Origin of the sequence: Kineococcus gypseus (assembly GCF_050871305.1) — a bacterium.
GTDB classification, from domain to species: Bacteria; Actinomycetota; Actinomycetes; order Actinomycetales; family Kineococcaceae; genus Kineococcus; species Kineococcus gypseus.
Genome location: NZ_JBJLRD010000005.1, coordinates 96,295 through 112,403, shown reverse-complemented (window position 1 = coordinate 112,403; position 16,109 = coordinate 96,295). Strand labels below are relative to the sequence as shown.

Genomic DNA, 16,109 nt, shown 5'->3' with positions numbered 1-16,109 from the left:
GGTGCGCTGGACGGTCTCGAGGACCGGGCTGTTCGTCGTCGTGCTCACGAGCCACTCTCCGGGTCGGGACGTGGACCGGCCGGGGCTCGGTCCGGGGTGTGCTCCTGCGCCCCGCCGCCGACGGCGACGGGGCGGGCGGGTGCCGCGGCGGCCCGGGCGGGGCCGGCGGCGGGGTCCGGGGTGCGGGCCGCGCCGGCCAGCGGGCCGGCCAGCAGCTGCGCGGCGGTGCGCTCGCCCAGGCCGCGGGCGGCGCGGGCGTCGGCGGCCGGGGCGGTGACCTCCCGGCGCACCAGGCCGTGCGGGCCCTGCACGGCGGCCGTCAGGTGCAGGCCGGCGCCGCGCGCGACGGCGTGGGCGCCCACGGGCGCCGAGCAGCCGGCCTCCAGGCCCGCGAGCAGGTGCCGCTCGGCGAGGACGGCCAGGCGGTCCGCCGGGGAGTCCAGCGGCGCGAGGGCGGCGAGCACCTCCGCGTCGTCGGCGCGGCACTCCACGGCCAGGGCGCCCTGGCCGGGGGCGGGCACGAACGCGGCGGCGTCGAGCAGCTCGGTAGCCTCGTGCAGGCGCCCCAGCCGGGACAGGCCCGCGGCGGCCAGCACCACCGCGTCCAGCTCGCCGGAGGTCACCATCGCCAGGCGGGTGTCGACGTTGCCGCGCACGGCGACCACCCGCAGGTCCGCCCGCGCGTCCAGCAGCAGCGCGCGCCGGCGCGGGGAGCCGGTGCCCACCCGCGCGCCCGCGGGCAGCTGCGCCAGCGTGCGCCCGCCGGCGGCGACGAGGACGTCGCGCGGGTCCTCGCGGGCCGGCACGGCGGCCAGCGCCAGGCCCTCGGCGGCGGCGGTGGGCAGGTCCTTCAGGGAGTGCACGGCCAGGTCCACCCGCCCCTCCAGCAGCGCCTCGCGCAGCGCGGAGACGAAGACGCCGGTGCCGCCGATGACGGCCAGCGGGGCGCGGTCGGTGTCGCCGCGGGTGGTGATCTCCACCAGCTCCACGGCGGTGCCGCGCGCGCGCAGCGCGTCGGCGACCCAGCCGCTCTGGGTGGTGGCCAGGGCGCTGCGCCGGGTGCCCAGGCGCAGCGCGCGCGTCACGGGGTCCTCCCCACGGCCTCGGCGACGCTGCCCGACAGCGGCGCCCCGCCCGCGCGCGGCGCACCGGCCGCGCCCCCGACGACCTCCAGGTCGAACAGGGCGCGCAGCGCCGCGGCGTACCCGGCGCCGCCGGGCTCCTCGGCCAGCTCCTTCACCCGCACGGTGGGGGTGTGCAGCAGCTTCTCCACGATGCGGTGCACGGCGCGGTCCACCTCGGCGCGGGTGGCGTCGTCGAGCTCGACGCGCCCGGCCAGGCGGCGCATCTCGGTGTCCACCACGTGCCGGGCCTGCGCGCGCAGCGCCACCACGGTGGGAGCCACGTCGGCCACCCGCAGCGAGGCCGCGTAGGCGGCGACCTCCTCGGTGACGATGGTGCGCACCGCGCGCAGGTCGTCGGCCACGGCCGTGCCGGCCAGGTCCGCGCCCAGGCCCTCCAGGTCCACCAGGTGCGCGCCCGGCAGCGTGGCCACGTCGGGGTCCACGTCGCGCGGCAGGGCCAGGTCGGCCAGCAGCAGGGGCCGGTGCGGGCGGTCCAGCAGGGCGCTGGCGACCACCGCGACGTCGAGCACGTGCCCGACGGCGCCGGTGCAGCTGACCACCACGTCGGCCGCGGCGACCTCGGCGCGCAGCGCGTCCAGGCCGGCGGCGCGCCCGCCCACCGCGGCGGCCAGGCGCTCGGCGCGCTCGGGCGTGCGGTTGGCGACCACGACGCCCATCCCGGCGCGGGCCAGCGTGGTGGCGGCCAGCGCGCTCATCGCGCCGGCGCCCACGACGAGCGCGCTGCGCCCGGCCACGGGGCCGAGCACGGCCTCGGCGCGCGCGATCGCGGCGTCGACCAGCGAGGCGCCGGCGGCGTCCAGCGAGGTCTCGGAGTGGGCGCGCTTGCCCACCCGCAGCGCCGTCTGCAGCAGGCGGTCCAGCGCGCCGCCGCCGCGCCCGGAGGCGTGCAGCTCGCGCAGCGCCGAGCGCAGCTGGCCGAGGATCTGCGCCTCGCCCACCGCCATGGAGTCCAGCCCGCACGCCACCCGGAAGAGGTGCTCGACGCCGGCGTCCTCGTAGTGCACGTAGAGCTGGTCGCCCAGCTCGTCCAGCGGCAGCCCGATGCGCCGCGAGAGCGCCTCGCCGACGGCCGCCACGCCGCCGTGGAAGCGGGTGACCTCGGCGTAGACCTCCACCCGGTTGCAGGTGGAGAGCACGAACGCCTCCTCCACGTGCGGGCAGGCCGTCACGGCGGAGACCGTGCTCGCCGCGGCGGCCGGGTCCAGGGAGGCGCGCTCGAGGACCTCCAGGGCCGCCGTGCGGTGGGACAGGCCCACGACCATCAGGGTCACTCAGACCACCTCCTCGACGCGGCGCAGCGCGTGCGGCAGCAGCGGGGCGGCGCCGGTGCCGTCGGCACCGCGCCCGGGGACGTCGGGGGTGGCGCCGGCGGCCCGGCGCTGGGCGTGGAAGGCGAGGATCTGGAGCTCCGAGGCGAGGTCGACCTTGCGCACGTCCACGCCGTCGGGGACGCGCAGCACGGTCGGGGCGAAGTTGAGGATGCTGCGGGTGCCGGCCGCCACGAGGCGGTCGCACACCTGCTGGGCGTTGCGCGCGGGCACGGCCAGCACGGCGATGGCCGAGCCGGGCTCGCCGGCGACCTCGGCGAGCTCGTCGAGGGGGCGCACGCGCAGGCCGCCGACGACCCGCCCGACCACCGAGGGGTCGTCGTCGAAGAGGCCGACCACCGTGAAGCCGCGCGAGGCGAAGCCGCTGTAGCCGGCCAGGGCGTGGCCGAGGTTGCCCACGCCCACGATGACCACGCGCCAGCTGGCCGCCTGCCCGAGCCGGTCGGCGATGTGGCGGTGCAGCTCGGCGACGTCGTAGCCCACGCCGCGGGTGCCGTAGCTGCCCAGGTGCGAGAGGTCCTTGCGCAGCTTGGCCGAGCCGACGCCGGCGGCCTCGGCGAGCGCCTCGGAGGAGACGGTGCGCGCGCCCGCCTCGGCCAGCGCCGCCAGGGCCCGCAGGTACTGCGGCAGGCGCGCGACCGTGGCCTCGGGGACGGGACCGCCGCCCACCAGGGGACGGGTGTTGCCGTCCGCGGCGCCGCGGCGCGCGCTGGTCACCTCGTGCTCGTCCACTGCGGTCAGACCCGGCACCCTCGTACGCGCTCGCCGGCGTGCTCGCCGGACCGTTCACCGGCCTGGTGGCCGGCAGCGCCGTCCTGGCGGCGCCACCAGCAGACTAGGCGTTTGTGAAGGCGTGCACAAAGTCGCGCGGTGTCTGCCTCGCCACACCGGCGCCCGCGGCCCGCGCGGCGCTCAGCGCCGGCGGCGCCACCAGCGCCGCCCGGCCAGCGCGGCGGCCAGGTGCGCCTCCTCCAGGCGCCCGAAGCCGCGCTCGACGCCGTCGACCAGCACCACCGGCACGCGGTCGGAGTAGCGCCGCAGCAGCTCGGGGTCGGCGTCCACGTCGACCTCGCTCCAGGGGCGCCCGGCGGCCGCGGCAGCCCGGCGCAGCACCTCGCGGCCCTCGTCGCACAGGTGGCACCCGGCGCGCGAGACCAGCACGACCCCCGACCCCTGCTGCACGGGGCCATCGTGCCCGCCGCCCCCGCGCGCGCCGCGGCCGGGGCGCGCGCGGCGGCCTACGATGCGCGGGTGGCCGCTGCCCGGGCGACGGGGCCCGCCCCGCGCGCCGCCGCGTTCTTCGACCTCGACAACACGCTCGTGCGCGGCGCGTCGATGTTCCACTTCGCGCGCGGCCTGCGCGCGCGGGGGTTCTTCTCGCGCCGCGAGCTGGGCGGCTTCGCGCGCCGCGCGCTGCGCTTCGCGGTGCGCGGGGAGGTGCACGGGCACCTGGTGGAGGTGCGCGACCTGGCCCTGGCGTTCGTGGCCGGGCACTCCGGCGCGGAGATCCGCGCCATCGGCGAGGAGGTCTACGACGAGCACCTGGGTGCGCAGGTGCGCCCGGCGGTGCGGGCGCTGGCCGAGCGGCACCTGGCGGCCGGGGAGCAGGTGTGGCTGGTGACGGCGGCGCCGGTGGAGCTGGCGGAGGTGGTGGCGCGCCGGCTGGGGCTGACGGGCGCGCTGGGCACGGTGGCCGAGACGGTGGGGGGCACCTACACCGGGCGCCTGGTGGGCGAGCCGCTGCACGGGCCGGCCAAGGCGGCGGCGGTGCGGGCGCTGGCCGCGGGCGCCGGCTGGGACCTGGCGCGCTGCACGGCCTACTCGGACTCGGCCAACGACCTGCCGATGCTGACGGCGGTGGGCCGGGCGGTGGCGGTCAACCCGGACGGGGCGCTGCGCCGGCACGCGGCGCGGCACGGCTGGGAGGTGCACGAGCTGCGCCGGTGGCGGCGCGCGGCGCGCTGGGCGGTGCGCGCGGGCGGCGCGGGGGCCGGCGCCGCCGCGCTGGGCGCGGCCGCGGGGGTGGCGCTGGCCGGGCTGGTGCGCCGCGCCGGCTGACGCCGCCGGGGACACCACCGGGCACACGGCCGGGGACGCGGACGGGCGGGCCCCCGGGGGGACCCGCCCGTGCCGGCGGTGGTGCTCAGCTCACTTCTTGTTGCGACGCTGGTGGCGCGTGCGGCGGAGCAGCTTGCGGTGCTTCTTCTTCGCCATGCGCTTGCGGCGCTTCTTGATGACAGAGCCCAAGGGGTCCTCGCTCACTCGACGGGTGGTTCTCGCGTACGGCCGCGCTGACGCGGCAAACCGTCCCCCATCGTACCGGGGCGGGGAGCCCCGTCGAGCCGCCCGCCCGGGCGGCGTGCCCGGGCGGTGCGTCAGGCGGTGTCGACGTAGGCCTGGCGCAGGTACTCGTGCACGGCGTCCTCGGGCACGCGGAAGGAGCGGCCGACCCGCACCGCGGGCAGGTCGCCGCCGTGCACGAGCCGGTACACGGTCATCTTCGACACGCGCATCATCGACGCCACCTCCGCCACGGTCAGGAACCGGACGTCGGACAGCGGACGGTCCTCAGGCATCCCCACAGCACCTTCCACCTCGCGCCAGCGGCCCGCCGGCCTCCCGGACGGGGAGTGGGGGCGCGTCCCGCCCACCACTGTAGGGGCACGAGTGACGCCCGTGGAAGAGATGCGTGTCCATTGAGTCACCGAGAGTGACCTGAGCAGCGAGTGACCTGCGGCTACGCTCAGTCGAAGTCGGGGTCCAGGCCGTGCAGCGGGAAGGCGGCGCGGCGGGTGGCCAGGACGGCCCGGTCCACCGGGTCGTCGGGGTCGTAGCCGGAGGACCAGCCGGTGAAGGCCCCGTCGGCGCCGTCCGTCATGGTGGCCGGCGCGTCGCGGCCCACCACCTGCGCCACGTGCTCGCGCCAGGGCGCCGGCAGCGGCGTGAGCGGGTCCAGCGGCCGGTGCGCGGCCTCGGCCACCAGGTGCGCCCAGGTGCGCGGCACCACGTCGACCACCTCGTAGCCGCCCCCGCCCAGCGCCAGCCAGCGCCCGCCGACCGCCGAGTGCGCCAGCGCGTGCATCGAGGCCGCCGCCACCCGCTGGGCGTCCACCGAGAGCACCAGGTGCCCCAGCGGGTCCAGCGCGTGGGTGTCGCAGCCGTGCTGGGTGACCAGCAGGTCCGCCTCGAAGGCCTCCACCAGCTGCGGCACCACCGAGTGCACCGCGCGCAGCCAGCCCGCGTCGCGCGTGCCCGCCGGCAGGGCCAGGTTCACCGCCGAGCCCAGCGCACCCGGGCCGCCCAGCTCGTCGGGGAAGCCGGTGCCCGGGAAGAGGGTCGTGCCCGACTCGTGCACGCTGATCGTCAGTACCCGCGGGTCGTCCCAGAAGACCGCCTCGGTGCCGTCGCCGTGGTGGCAGTCCAGGTCGACGTAGACCACCCTGCGCGCGCCCTCGTCGAGCACCGCCCGGATGGCGGCCGCCGCGTCGTTGTAGACGCAGAAGCCGCTGGCGCAGCCCGGCTTGGCGTGGTGCATGCCGCCGCAGAAGTTCACCCCGTGCTGCGCGCGCCCGGCCAGCACCGCGCGCGCAGCGTCCACCGAGCCGCCCACGATGCGCGCGGCCGCCTCGTGCATCCCCGGGAACGCCGGGTCGTCCTCGGTGCCCAGGCCGAAGACCGCCTGCGCGGTGCGCGGGTCCGCCGAGGCGGCCTGCACCGCGGCCACGTACTCCGGCTCGTGCACCGTGCGCAGCAGGTCGTCGTCGGCCGGGCGGGCGGAGACCACGTGCACCCCGGGCGCCCCGAACAGGCCCAGCGCCGCGCACAGCCGGGCGGTCAGGTCCAGGCGCACCGGCGCCATCGGGTGCCAGCGGCCGAAGTCGTAGCGGTTGAAGACGGGGTCCCACACGACCTGCACGTCCTCGGGGGCCGGCGCGGGCGTCACCGCGGGGGCCTGCGGGCGGGTGCGCGGCGCGGGGCTGGCGGGGAGCACGCGGGAACCCTAGCCACCCTCAGTCCCCGGACAACTGCCGAGAGCGGCGCCAGGCCGCCTCGACCGCGGAGACCAGCGCCGCGCGCACGCCCTCCTCGTCGAGCCGGCGCAGCGCCGCGGCCGTGGTGCCCGCCGGGGAGGTGACCTGCTCGCGCAGCACGGTGGGGTGCTCGCCGGTGCCGCGCAGCACCGCCCCCGCGCCCACGACGGTCTGCACGACCAGCTCGGTGGCCGTCGCGCGCGGCAGGCCCAGCAGCACGCCGGCCTCGACCATCGCCTCCACCAGGTAGAAGACGTACGCCGGGCCGGAGCCGGACAGGGCCGTGACCGCGTCCATGTGCTTCTCGGCCAGCACGACGGTGCGCCCGCACGCGCGCAGCAGGTCCTCCGCCTCGGCCAGGTCCGCGTCCGTGCACGCCCGGCCCCCGGCCAGCCCGGCCATGCCCTCGTCGACCTTCGAGGGGGTGTTGGGCATGGCGCGCACCACCGCGGTGCCCGCGGGCAGGTGCGCCTCGATCACGGCGGTGGTCACGCCGGCGGCCAGCGAGACCACCAGCGCGCCGGGCGCCAGGTGCGGGGAGAGCGAGCCCAGCAGGTCGGGCAGGTCCTGCGGCTTGACGGCCACCACCACGGTGGCGGCCTCGCGCACGGCCGCGGGGTCCTCGACCACCCGCACCCCGAAGCGCTCGCGCAGCTCCGCCGCGCGCCCGGCGCGGCGGTCCACCACCAGCACGTCGCCGGGCGCGCGGCCGGCGCGCAGCCACCCGCCCAGCAGCGCCTGCCCCATCACCCCGGCGCCCACCAGGGCCAGCGGGCCGGGCCGGGCGCTCACGCGCTGCCCTCCCCCACCGGCGCCGGCGCCAGGTGCCGGCGGGCGAACTCCAGGGTGCGGGCCAGCTCGCGCTCGCGCGCCGCGCGCCCGCGCGCGCGGCGGGTGTTGACCTCGGCGACGACCCCGCCGGTGAAGCCGGTGGCGGCCAGGTGGTGCAGCACCTCCGCGCACGGCTGCGCGCCGTCGCCGGGCACGAGGTGCTCGTCCTTGAGGGAGCCGGAGCCGTCGCACAGGTGCACGTGCGCCAGCCGCCCGCCGAAGGCGTGCGCCAGCTCCAGGGAGTCGCGCCCGGAGGTGGCCGCGTGCGAGAGGTCCAGCGTCAGGTGCCGGTAGTCCACGCCGGTGGGGTCCCAGCCGGGCGCGTACGCGACGACCTCGCGGCCGCGCGCGCGCCAGGGGAACATGTTCTCCACCGCCAGCAGCACCCCGGAGCGCTCCTCCAGCTCGCGCACGCCCTCGACGAACCCGGCCGCGTACTCGCGCTGCCAGCGGAACGGCGGGTGCACCACCACCGTGCCCGCGCCCAGCTCGGCGGCCAGCTCGCACGACCTCTCCAGCTTGCCCCACGGGTCGCCGCGGCCCCAGATGCGCTGGGTCAGCAGCAGCGTGGGGGCGTGCACCGAGACCACCGGCACGCCGAAGTGCTCCACGAGGCGCTGCAGGGCACGGGCGTCCTGGCTGACCGGGTCGGTCCAGACCATGACCTCCACGCCGTCGTAGCCCAGGCGGGACGCGATCTCGAAGGCGGCGGTGGTCGACTCCGGGTAGGAGCAGGAGGTCGACAACCCGACCGGGATCGGCCCGCCGTGCTGGAGGTCCATGCCCTCCAACCTAGAGCGCCCCCGCTCCCGCGCGCGCTCCCGGCACCGCGCCGCGCTCGGCGGCGGTGGCGTCCAGGCGGCGCAGGATGATCCCCTCGCGCAGCGCCCAGGGGCCCACGAGCGCCTCCTCCACGCCGAACAGCTCGAAGGCGGCCTCGGCGACGAGGGCGCCGGCCAGCAGCTGCGGGGCCCGCTCGACCGCCACGCCGGGCAGCTGGGCGCGCTGGGCGTGCGTCGTGCCCGCCAGCTCCGGCACGCGCTCGCTCAGGTCCGCCAGCCGCAGCACCCGGCGCACCCGCGGGCCCTCGGCGCTGGGGGCGGCGCCGCACAGCCGCGCCAGGCTGCGGAACGTCTTGCTGGTGACGACCACCGCGTCCGGGGCGCCGACGCGGGTGACGTCGCGCACGCGGGCGGCGATCTGCTGGCGCACGTACCGGCGCACCTCGCGCACCGCCTCCTTCGACGGGGGGTCGCCGGGCAGGCGGTCGCGGGTCAGGCGCCCGGCGCCCAGGGGCAGGGAGAACGACACGTCCGGCGCCTCGTCCAGGCCCGCGGCGACCTCCAGCGAGCCGCCGCCGATGTCGAGCACGAGCAGCCGGCCGGCCGACCAGCCGTACCAGCGGCGCACCGCCAGGAACGTCAGGTCCGCCTCGGCGGTGCCGGGCAGCACCTCCAGGCGCACGCCGGTGCGCTCGGCGACGTGCGCGAGGACCTCCTCGCCGTTGGTGGCGTCGCGCACGGCGGAGGTGGCGAAGGCCAGCAGCTCCTCCACGCCGGCGTCCTCGGCGGCGCGCGCGGCCTCCTCGACGGCCTCCGTCAGCGCGGCGACGCCTTCGGCGCTGACCGCGCCGGAGGCGTCGAGGTGCTCGGCCAGGCGCAGCAGCCGGCGGGTGGAGTCCGCCGCCAGCGGGTGCGCGCCGGGGTGGGCGTCCACCACGAGGAGGTGCACGGTGTTCGAACCCACGTCCAGGACGCCCAAGCGCATGGGCGAGACCCTAGGGGACCGCGGCGGCGGCGCCGCACGCGCGGCGGGGCGCCCGCCGCGCGTGCCCACCGCGCGCCCACCGCCCCGCCCGCCGGCGCGCTTACCCTCGTGCGGTGCCCGTCGCCCCCCTGCCCGACCCGGTGAGCGAGACGCCGCTGGACGGTCCCCGGCTGTGGGTGGAGTTCCCCGAGCCGGCCGACGTCGCCGAGGACCCGCTGGCCCCGCCGGGCACCGTCTACCGCTGCGACCTGACGTGGCTGACGTCGGACTACACGTGCATCTTCGGCGCCGGCTGCCCCGGCATCCACGCCGACGCCCCGGACGTCGGCTGCTGCGCGCTGGGCGCGCACTTCACCGAGCCCGCCGACGAGGAGCGGGTGGCCGCGGCCGTGCAGCGCCTGACGCCGGCCACCTGGCAGCACGTCGAGGAGGGCCGCGCCGGCGGCTGGACGGAGGTGGAGGACGGCGCGCGCAAGACGCGCGTGCTGGACGGCGGCTGCGTCTTCGCCAACCGCTCCGGCTTCGCCGCCGGCGCCGGCTGCGCGCTGCACCTGCTGGCCGTGACGGAGGGGGTGCAGCCGCTGACCCTCAAGCCCGACGTGTGCTGGCAGCTGCCGCTGAAGCGCTCCTACCGCACCGTCACCCGCGGCGACGGCACCGAGTACCTCGAGGTGACGATCACCGAGTACGACCGCCGCGGCTGGGGCGAGGGCGGGCACGACCTGGACTGGTACTGCACCTCCAACCCGGCCGCGCACGTGGGCACCCGCCCGCTCTTCCGCAGCGCCGAGGCGGAGCTGCGCGAGCTGGTCGGCGACGGCGCCTACGAGGAGCTGGCCCGGCACTGCGAGGCGCTGGTGGCGCGCACGCGCTCCGGCGGCGAGCACCGCCGGCTGCTGCCGCTGACGGTGCACCCGGCCGACCGCCGGCGCGCGCGCCGGTGAGCCGGTGAGCCCCGCGGACCCGCCCGGGGTGGTCCCCAGCCCGAACGTGTGGGGCTCCCCCGACGTCTACGAGCTGGAGAACCTCGCCGTCGACCGCGGCGGGCGCATCGAGGCGGCGATGGCGGCGGTGCGCGGCTGGGACGGCGCCGACGTGCTCGACGTGGGCTGCGGCACGGGCTTCCACCTGCCGCGCTTCGCGGCCGCCGCGCGCAGCGTCACCGGCGTCGAGCCGCACCCGCCGCTGCTGCGCCGGGCGCTGGAGCGGGTGCGCGGCCTGCCGGGGGTCCGGGTGCTGCACGGCGCGGCGGGGGCGCTGCCGCTGCCCGACGCCAGCGTCGACGTCGCGCACGCGCGCTGGGCGTACTTCTTCGGCCCGGGCTGCGAGCCGGGCCTGGCCGAGCTGGACCGGGTGGTGCGCCCGGGCGGGGCCGCGTTCGTGGTGGACAACGACGCCACCCGCTCGACGTTCGGCGGGTGGTTCTCCACGGCGCTGCCCGGCTACGACCAGGCGGCGGTGGACCGCTTCTTCGCCCGCCGCGGCTGGGCGTGCGAGCGCCTGGACGTGGCGTGGGAGTTCGAGCGGCGCGAGGACCTCGAGGCGGTGGTGCGCATCGAGTTCACCCCCGCCCTGGCCGCGCGGTTCCTCGCGGCGCACGAGGGCCTGCGCGTGGACTACGCGGTCGTGCTGCGGCACCGCCGCTGGTGAGGGCGCCGCTCACGGCGCCACCCGGACGCGGTCGCGCCCGGCGGACTTCGCCGCGTACAGGGCCGCGTCGGCGCGCCCGAGCAGCGTGGCCGTCGTCCCGCCGGAGGCGACGCCGACGCTGACGGTGACCACGCCCACCCCGTCCGGGCGCGCCGGGTGGGGCAGCTGCAGCGCGCGCACCGCGGCGCGCAGGCGCTCGGCGCTCGCGCGGGCGCCGGCCGCGTCGCCGTCGTGCAGCAGCGCGGTGAACTCCTCGCCGCCGAAGCGGGCCAGCGCGTCGCCGGGGCGCAGCGCCGCCCTCAGCGCCGCGGCGACGCGGCGCAGGCACTCGTCGCCGCCCTCGTGGCCGCAGCGGTCGTTGTACGCCTTGAAGTGGTCCACGTCGAGCATGACGAGGTGGTGCGCGGCCGCGCCCGGGGCGCGCAGCCGCTCGTCGAGGCCCCGGCGGTTGAGCAGCCCCGTGAGCCCGTCGCGCCGGGCGGTCTCGGCCAGCTCGGCGTTCGCGGAGGCCAGGGCCGCGATGAGCCGGGACTGCTCGGCCACCAGCTCCGCCTCGCGCTCGCGGGCCGTGGACGCGGCGCGCTCGCTGGACTCCAGCCCCACGGCCATCGAGACCCCGAAGGCGCCGCTGACGGCCACGGAGACCAGGCTGGCCGCGCTGAGCACCGGGTCCACGTCCGCGGCCGCGAGCTCGGCGACGGCGAACGCCACGAGCAGCGTGCCGGCCACCAGGGCCGCGTGCCGGGCGTCCGAGCGCAGCAGCACGACGTGGAGCAGGACGAGCACGTGCGCGCCGAGGAAGTACGCGCCGGCGAGGTCGGGCGGCCCCGCGGCGCTGACCACGCCCAGGCACGCCACCTGCAGGGCGGCCGTGAGCGCCACCAGGGGACCCTCGGCGCGCGAGCCGGGGCAGCGCGCCAGGCGCCGGGCGCGGACCACCAGCACCAGCAGCGTGACGGGCGTGACCACGCCCAGGCGCAGCGCCAGCGAGAGCCCGAGCACCTGCGGGGCGAAGGCCGCGTCGAGCAGCGCGTACAGGTCGAAGATCACCACCCCGGCCAGGGCGGTCAGGACGAAGGAGCGCGAGCGGGCGGCGCCGCGCCCGGCCTGGAAGGCGCGCTCGCGCGCGGGCGGGAAGCGGCGCACCCCGCCGAGGAGCCCGTGCGGGCGCCGGGGCGCGCTCCCGCCGGGGCCGGCGCCACCGCTGCTCACCCCGGGTGCATCGGCACGCCGGCGGGGTGCGCGCAGCCGGTGTCACCCGGGCGGCGCACGGTGCGCGGCGCCGGCCGCGTCCGGGGCTCACCCGGGACGCACCCGGGGTGGCCGCCGGGGCGCCGCAGCGTGGATGATGTGCCCATGAGCACGCACTCGGCCCCGCCCGCGCGCCACGAGGAGCAGCGGGCCACCGCGCCCATCCGCTGGTCGAAGCCGGAGCGCGGCACCGTGGTGGCGCTGCTGATCTGGCTCGCCGGCCTGCTCATCGGCTCCCTGGTGCCGCTGGCCCTGCTGGGCTACGACCCCTACCAGGGCGCCTCGAACACCCGCATCGTGCTCGGCCTGGCGTTCACCGCCGTCGGCGCGCTGGTCATGGTGTTCTCCGCGTACCTGCTCTACCGCAAGACCGGCAGCATCGGCGCGGCCATCATCGCGTTCGTGCCCAGCTTCGTGCTGGGCGTGCTGGGCCTGCTCATGACGACGATGAAGACGCTCTACGGCAGCTGACCCCCCGAGCGCCGCGGACCCGCCACCCCCTCGGGGCGGCGGGTCCCGTCGCGTCCGGGCCGCTCGCGCCCGGGCCGGGGCGACCGGCCGGGGGCGCCCGGCCCGTCGGCCGGGGCGTGTCGGGGGCGGCGCCTACGGTGTCGACCGTGCCCGTGAAGAGCCCCGCCCGCCCCGCCAAGCCGACGTACCGCTGCGCCGAGTGCGGCTGGACCACGGCCAAGTGGGTGGGCCGCTGCGGCGAGTGCCAGGCGTGGGGCTCGGTGGAGGAGGCCGGTGCCCCGGCGGTGCGCACCACGGTGCCCGCGCAGGTGCGCGAGCCGGCCCGCCCCATCGGCGAGGTGGACGTCGAGGCCGCCCGGGCCGCGCCCACGGGCGTGGACGAGCTCGACCGTGTCCTCGGCGGCGGCCTGGTGCCGGGTGCGGTGGTCCTCATGGCCGGCGAGCCCGGCGTGGGCAAGTCCACGCTGCTGCTGGACGCCGCGGCGCGGGTGGCCGCCGGCGGGCGCACCGTGCTCTACGTGACGGCCGAGGAGTCGGCCGCGCAGGTGCGCCTGCGCGCCGAGCGCATCGGCGCCCTGCACCCGCGGCTGCTGCTGGCCTCGGAGACCGACCTGGCCACCGTGCTGGGCCACGTGGAGCAGGCCGAGCCGGACCTGCTGGTGGTCGACTCGGTGCAGACGGTGGCCTCCGCGCAGGTGGAGGGCGCCGCGGGCGGCGTCTCGCAGGTGCGCGAGGTCGCCGGTGCGCTCATCGCCGTGGCCAAGCGGCGCGGCACGGCCACCCTGCTGGTCGGCCACGTCACCAAGGACGGCTCGATCGCCGGCCCGCGCACCCTGGAGCACCTGGTGGACGTGGTCTGCCAGTTCGAGGGCGAGCGGCACTCGCGGCTGCGGCTGCTGCGCGCGGTGAAGAACCGCTACGGGCCCACCGACGAGGTCGGCTGCTTCGACCTCGGCGAGGACGGCATCGTCGGCCTGCCCGACCCCAGCGGCCTGTTCGTCTCCAGCACCCCGCAGCCCGTGCCGGGCACCTGCATCACGGTGACGCTGGAGGGGCGCCGGCCCCTGCTGGCCGAGCTGCAGGCCCTGGTGGCCACGGACACCTCCGCCGGCAACGCCCGCCGCGTCACCGGCGGGCTGGAGTCCAGCCGCGTGGCGATGGTGCTGGCGGTGCTGCAGCGGCGCCTGGGCGTGGCGCTGGGCAACCGCGACACCTACGTCGCCACCGTCGGCGGCGTGAAGCTCACCGAGCCGTCCGTGGACCTCGCCGCGGCGCTGGCCGTGACCAGCGCCGCGGTGGACCAGCCGCTGCCCGCGGGCCTGGTCGCCTTCGGCGAGGTCGGCCTGGCCGGGGAGGTGCGCCGGGTGACGGGCGTGCCGCGCCGGCTGGCCGAGGCCGCCCGGCTGGGCTTCACCACCGCCGTGGTGCCGGCCGGCTCGGTGCCCGAGGGCAAGGCGCCGGCGGGCGTGCGCGTCCTGGAGGCCGCCACGCTGGCCGAGGCGGTCGTGCACGCCGGCATGGGCGCGGGCGACGAGGACGGTGCCGGTGGTGCCGGTGGTGCCGACGGCTCCGGCGGGGGCCGCGGGGAAGGGCGCGGCGGGCGGGAGCGGTCCCGCCGCTAGACTCCCGCCGACACGTCCGGAGGGAGGACCGGTGGCGACCGCAGACCGCACTCCCGAGGAGATCCTGCGCGCGACGCTGGCGGCCGTCGCCCCCGGCACCGAGCTGCGCGACGGCCTCGAGCGCATCCTGCGCGGGCGCACGGGCGCGCTGATCGTGCTGGGCTTCGACCGCGTCGTGGACGCGCTGAGCACCGGCGGCTTCGCGCTGGACGTGGAGTTCTCCGCCACCCGCCTGCGGGAGCTGGCCAAGATGGACGGCGCGATCGTCTGCGACCGCGACGTCAGCCGCATCCTGCGCGCGGCCGTGCAGCTGGTGCCGGACTCCTCCATCGAGACCAGCGAGTCCGGCACCCGGCACCGCACGGCCGAGCGGGTGGCCAAGCAGACCGGCTACCCGGTCATCTCCGTCTCGCAGTCCATGCGCATCGTCGCGGTGTACGTGGGCTCGCGCCGCTACGTGCTGGAGGGCTCCGACGCCATCCTGGGCCGGGCCAACCAGGCGCTGCAGACGCTGGAGCGCTACCGCGCCCGCCTGGACGAGGTCACCGGCACGCTGTCCGCGCTGGAGATCGAGGACCTCGTCACCGTCCGCGACGTCTGCTCGGTGGTGCAGCGCATCGAGATGGTCCGGCGCATCGCCGACGAGATCGCCGGCTACGTCGTAGAGCTGGGCGTGGACGGGCGGCTGCTGTCCCTGCAGCTGGACGAGCTGATCGGCGGCGTCGGCCCGGACCGCGAGCTGGTGGTGCGCGACTACCTGGAGTCCGGCCGGCACGAGGGCCCGCTGGAGGTCGTGCTGGACTCCCTGGCCCAGCTGCACTCCACGGAGCTGGTCGACCTCAGCCAGGTGGCGCGGGTGCTCGGCTTCTCCGTGGGCGGCGACTCCCTGGACTCCGCGGTCAGCCCGCGCGGCTTCCGCCTGCTGCACCGGGTGCCGCGCCTGCCCGGCGCGATCGTCGAGCGCCTGGTGGACCAGTTCGGCGACCTGCAGAAGCTGCTGGCCGCGGGGATCGACGACCTCATGACGGTCGACGGCGTCGGCGAGCAGCGCGCCCGCGCAGTGCGCGAGGGCCTGTCCCGGCTGGCGGAGTCCAGCATCCTCGAGCGCTACGTCTGACCCGGCCGCCACGAACGGGCCCGCCGCGAACGGGCCCGCGCGCCGGGCGGCGCGTCAGCCCGCGAGGCTGATCGCGACCGGCTCGGCGGAGCGCTCGCCCCAGGTCGCGCGCACGGTGTAGGTGCCCGGCCCGGCGGCCGGCTGGTCCTCGGGGCAGCCCGCCGCGGAGCGCTGGCGCGACCACGCGGTCGTCATCGAGCGCGTGCCCTCCGGCTCCAGCTCGCGCACCTGCGCCGAGGTGGCCTCCTGGCAGTCGTCGGTGGACCACACCCGCGCGCCCGAGGCGTCCTCGACGACGAAGGAGCGCGTGCCGCTGCCGACCTCCGCGGTGCAGGGCACGTCCGAGGCGTTGCGCACCGTGAGCGCGAAGCGCGGCGTCACGCCCGGCCCGTAGGTGGGGGCGTCGGTGGTGAGCACGACCTCCAGCGCCTCGCCCGCGCACGGCCCGGTCTCCGCCGGGGTGCTCGCGGCGGCGGTGGCCGGGGCGGTGGCGTCGGTGGTGTCGTCCGCGGTGGCGCCGGCGGTGGGCTCCGGGGAGGGCGTGGCCGCCACCGCGGTGGGCGAGACCCGCGCGGGGTCCAGGCGGGCGGCGGCCGCCCCGGCGGGCGCCTGCGGCAGCAGGGCGCGCACGCCCAGGGCGAGCGCGCCGAGGAGCACGACGAGGACGAGGACGGCCACCAGGCGACGTCGCCAGTAGGTCGCCCGGCGCTCGGGGCCGACGGGGTGCAGCACGCTGCTCACCGCAGCGAAGGTAGGCGCAGCGCGCGGGGGTGGCGGGCAGGCGCGCCGCCCCGCGGCGGCGTGTCGCCCCGCCGTGACCCCAGGTGCTCGCACGACCACGGTGCGCCGAGGGCTGCGGGGGGAGGCGGCGCCGCGCCGGGCGCGTGCGAGGATCC

Annotated in this window: 18 protein-coding genes; 6 read left to right on the top strand and 12 right to left on the bottom strand. The window is 78.3% G+C overall.

Annotated features, from left to right (window positions below; translation table 11 throughout):
- Positions 1-44: 44 nt before the first annotated feature.
- The 4 genes from hemC to ACRYMN_RS03075 all read right to left on the bottom strand — a co-directional run bounded on the left by hemC (position 45) and on the right by ACRYMN_RS03075 (position 3,655).
- Positions 45-1,085 (bottom strand): hydroxymethylbilane synthase, encoded by a 1,041-nt coding sequence (gene hemC, locus ACRYMN_RS03090; RefSeq protein WP_432491849.1) that lies wholly within the window; start codon positions 1,083-1,085, stop codon positions 45-47.
- Positions 1,082-2,416 (bottom strand): glutamyl-tRNA reductase, encoded by a 1,335-nt coding sequence (locus ACRYMN_RS03085; protein WP_432491847.1) that lies wholly within the window; start codon positions 2,414-2,416, stop codon positions 1,082-1,084. The genes hemC and ACRYMN_RS03085 overlap by 4 nt, the downstream gene beginning before the upstream one ends.
- Positions 2,417-3,190, bottom strand: a complete 774-nt coding sequence (locus ACRYMN_RS03080) for a redox-sensing transcriptional repressor Rex (protein WP_432491845.1) — start codon at positions 3,188-3,190, stop codon at positions 2,417-2,419.
- A 195-nt stretch (positions 3,191-3,385) separates the two neighbouring features.
- Positions 3,386-3,655, bottom strand: a complete 270-nt coding sequence (locus ACRYMN_RS03075; RefSeq protein ID WP_432491843.1) for a glutaredoxin family protein — start codon at positions 3,653-3,655, stop codon at positions 3,386-3,388.
- Positions 3,656-3,724: 69 nt separating this feature from the next.
- Between ACRYMN_RS03075 and ACRYMN_RS03070 the strand changes: the two genes are divergently transcribed.
- Entirely contained in the window at positions 3,725-4,531 is an 807-nt protein-coding gene (locus ACRYMN_RS03070) for an HAD family hydrolase (RefSeq protein ID WP_432491841.1), read from the top strand.
- Positions 4,532-4,621: 90 nt separating this feature from the next.
- Here the strand turns inward: ACRYMN_RS03070 and ACRYMN_RS03065 are convergent, their stop codons facing one another.
- From ACRYMN_RS03065 to ACRYMN_RS03040, 6 genes are all read right to left on the bottom strand, one after another.
- Positions 4,622-4,720 carry a 30S ribosomal protein bS22 gene (locus ACRYMN_RS03065; protein WP_012085056.1) on the bottom strand — a complete coding sequence of 33 codons (99 nt, stop codon included), beginning with the start codon at positions 4,718-4,720 and terminating at the stop codon, positions 4,622-4,624.
- A 128-nt stretch (positions 4,721-4,848) separates the two neighbouring features.
- Positions 4,849-5,049, bottom strand: coding sequence for a helix-turn-helix domain-containing protein (locus ACRYMN_RS03060; protein WP_432491839.1), 201 nt, complete (start codon positions 5,047-5,049; stop codon positions 4,849-4,851).
- A 167-nt stretch (positions 5,050-5,216) separates the two neighbouring features.
- Positions 5,217-6,332 (bottom strand): acetoin utilization protein AcuC, encoded by a 1,116-nt coding sequence (locus ACRYMN_RS03055; protein WP_432491885.1) that lies wholly within the window; start codon positions 6,330-6,332, stop codon positions 5,217-5,219.
- Positions 6,333-6,483: 151 nt separating this feature from the next.
- Positions 6,484-7,251: a pyrroline-5-carboxylate reductase gene (gene proC, locus ACRYMN_RS03050; protein WP_432491883.1), complete on the bottom strand. Its 768-nt coding sequence runs from the start codon at positions 7,249-7,251 to the stop codon at positions 6,484-6,486.
- 41 nt (positions 7,252-7,292) lie between these two features.
- Positions 7,293-8,117 carry a sugar phosphate isomerase/epimerase family protein gene (locus ACRYMN_RS03045; RefSeq protein ID WP_432491837.1) on the bottom strand — a complete coding sequence of 275 codons (825 nt, stop codon included), beginning with the start codon at positions 8,115-8,117 and terminating at the stop codon, positions 7,293-7,295.
- A 10-nt stretch (positions 8,118-8,127) separates the two neighbouring features.
- The gene (locus ACRYMN_RS03040) at positions 8,128-9,102 is read right to left on the bottom strand and encodes a Ppx/GppA phosphatase family protein (RefSeq protein WP_432491835.1); all 975 of its coding nucleotides are present in this window, start codon (positions 9,100-9,102) and stop codon (positions 8,128-8,130) included.
- A 113-nt stretch (positions 9,103-9,215) separates the two neighbouring features.
- Between ACRYMN_RS03040 and ACRYMN_RS03035 the strand changes: the two genes are divergently transcribed.
- Complete coding sequence (locus ACRYMN_RS03035; RefSeq protein ID WP_432491833.1) at positions 9,216-10,046, top strand: DUF3109 family protein; 831 nt, start codon at positions 9,216-9,218, stop codon at positions 10,044-10,046.
- Positions 10,047-10,050: 4 nt separating this feature from the next.
- Entirely contained in the window at positions 10,051-10,752 is a 702-nt protein-coding gene (locus ACRYMN_RS03030; protein ID WP_432491831.1) for a class I SAM-dependent methyltransferase, read from the top strand.
- A 9-nt stretch (positions 10,753-10,761) separates the two neighbouring features.
- On the opposite strand, the gene ACRYMN_RS03025 is transcribed toward ACRYMN_RS03030, so the two are convergent.
- Positions 10,762-11,964 (bottom strand): GGDEF domain-containing protein, encoded by a 1,203-nt coding sequence (locus tag ACRYMN_RS03025; protein WP_432491829.1) that lies wholly within the window; start codon positions 11,962-11,964, stop codon positions 10,762-10,764.
- A gap of 144 nt (positions 11,965-12,108) precedes the next feature.
- On the opposite strand from ACRYMN_RS03025, the gene ACRYMN_RS03020 reads away from it, so the two are divergent.
- The 3 genes from ACRYMN_RS03020 (at position 12,109) to disA (ending at position 15,213) form a co-directional block, all read left to right on the top strand.
- Entirely contained in the window at positions 12,109-12,474 is a 366-nt protein-coding gene (locus ACRYMN_RS03020) for a hypothetical protein (protein WP_432491827.1), read from the top strand.
- Between the two features lie 146 nt (positions 12,475-12,620).
- Positions 12,621-14,096, top strand: coding sequence for a DNA repair protein RadA (gene radA / locus ACRYMN_RS03015; protein ID WP_432491825.1), 1,476 nt, complete (start codon positions 12,621-12,623; stop codon positions 14,094-14,096).
- A complete protein-coding gene (gene disA / locus ACRYMN_RS03010) occupies positions 14,020-15,213 on the top strand; it encodes a DNA integrity scanning diadenylate cyclase DisA (protein ID WP_432491823.1) in 1,194 nt (397 codons plus the stop codon). Before radA ends, disA begins: the two co-directional genes overlap by 77 nt.
- Positions 15,214-15,267: 54 nt before the next feature.
- Here the strand turns inward: disA and ACRYMN_RS03005 are convergent, their stop codons facing one another.
- Positions 15,268-15,954, bottom strand: coding sequence for a hypothetical protein (locus ACRYMN_RS03005; RefSeq protein WP_432491821.1), 687 nt, complete (start codon positions 15,952-15,954; stop codon positions 15,268-15,270).
- Positions 15,955-16,109 lie beyond the last annotated feature (155 nt).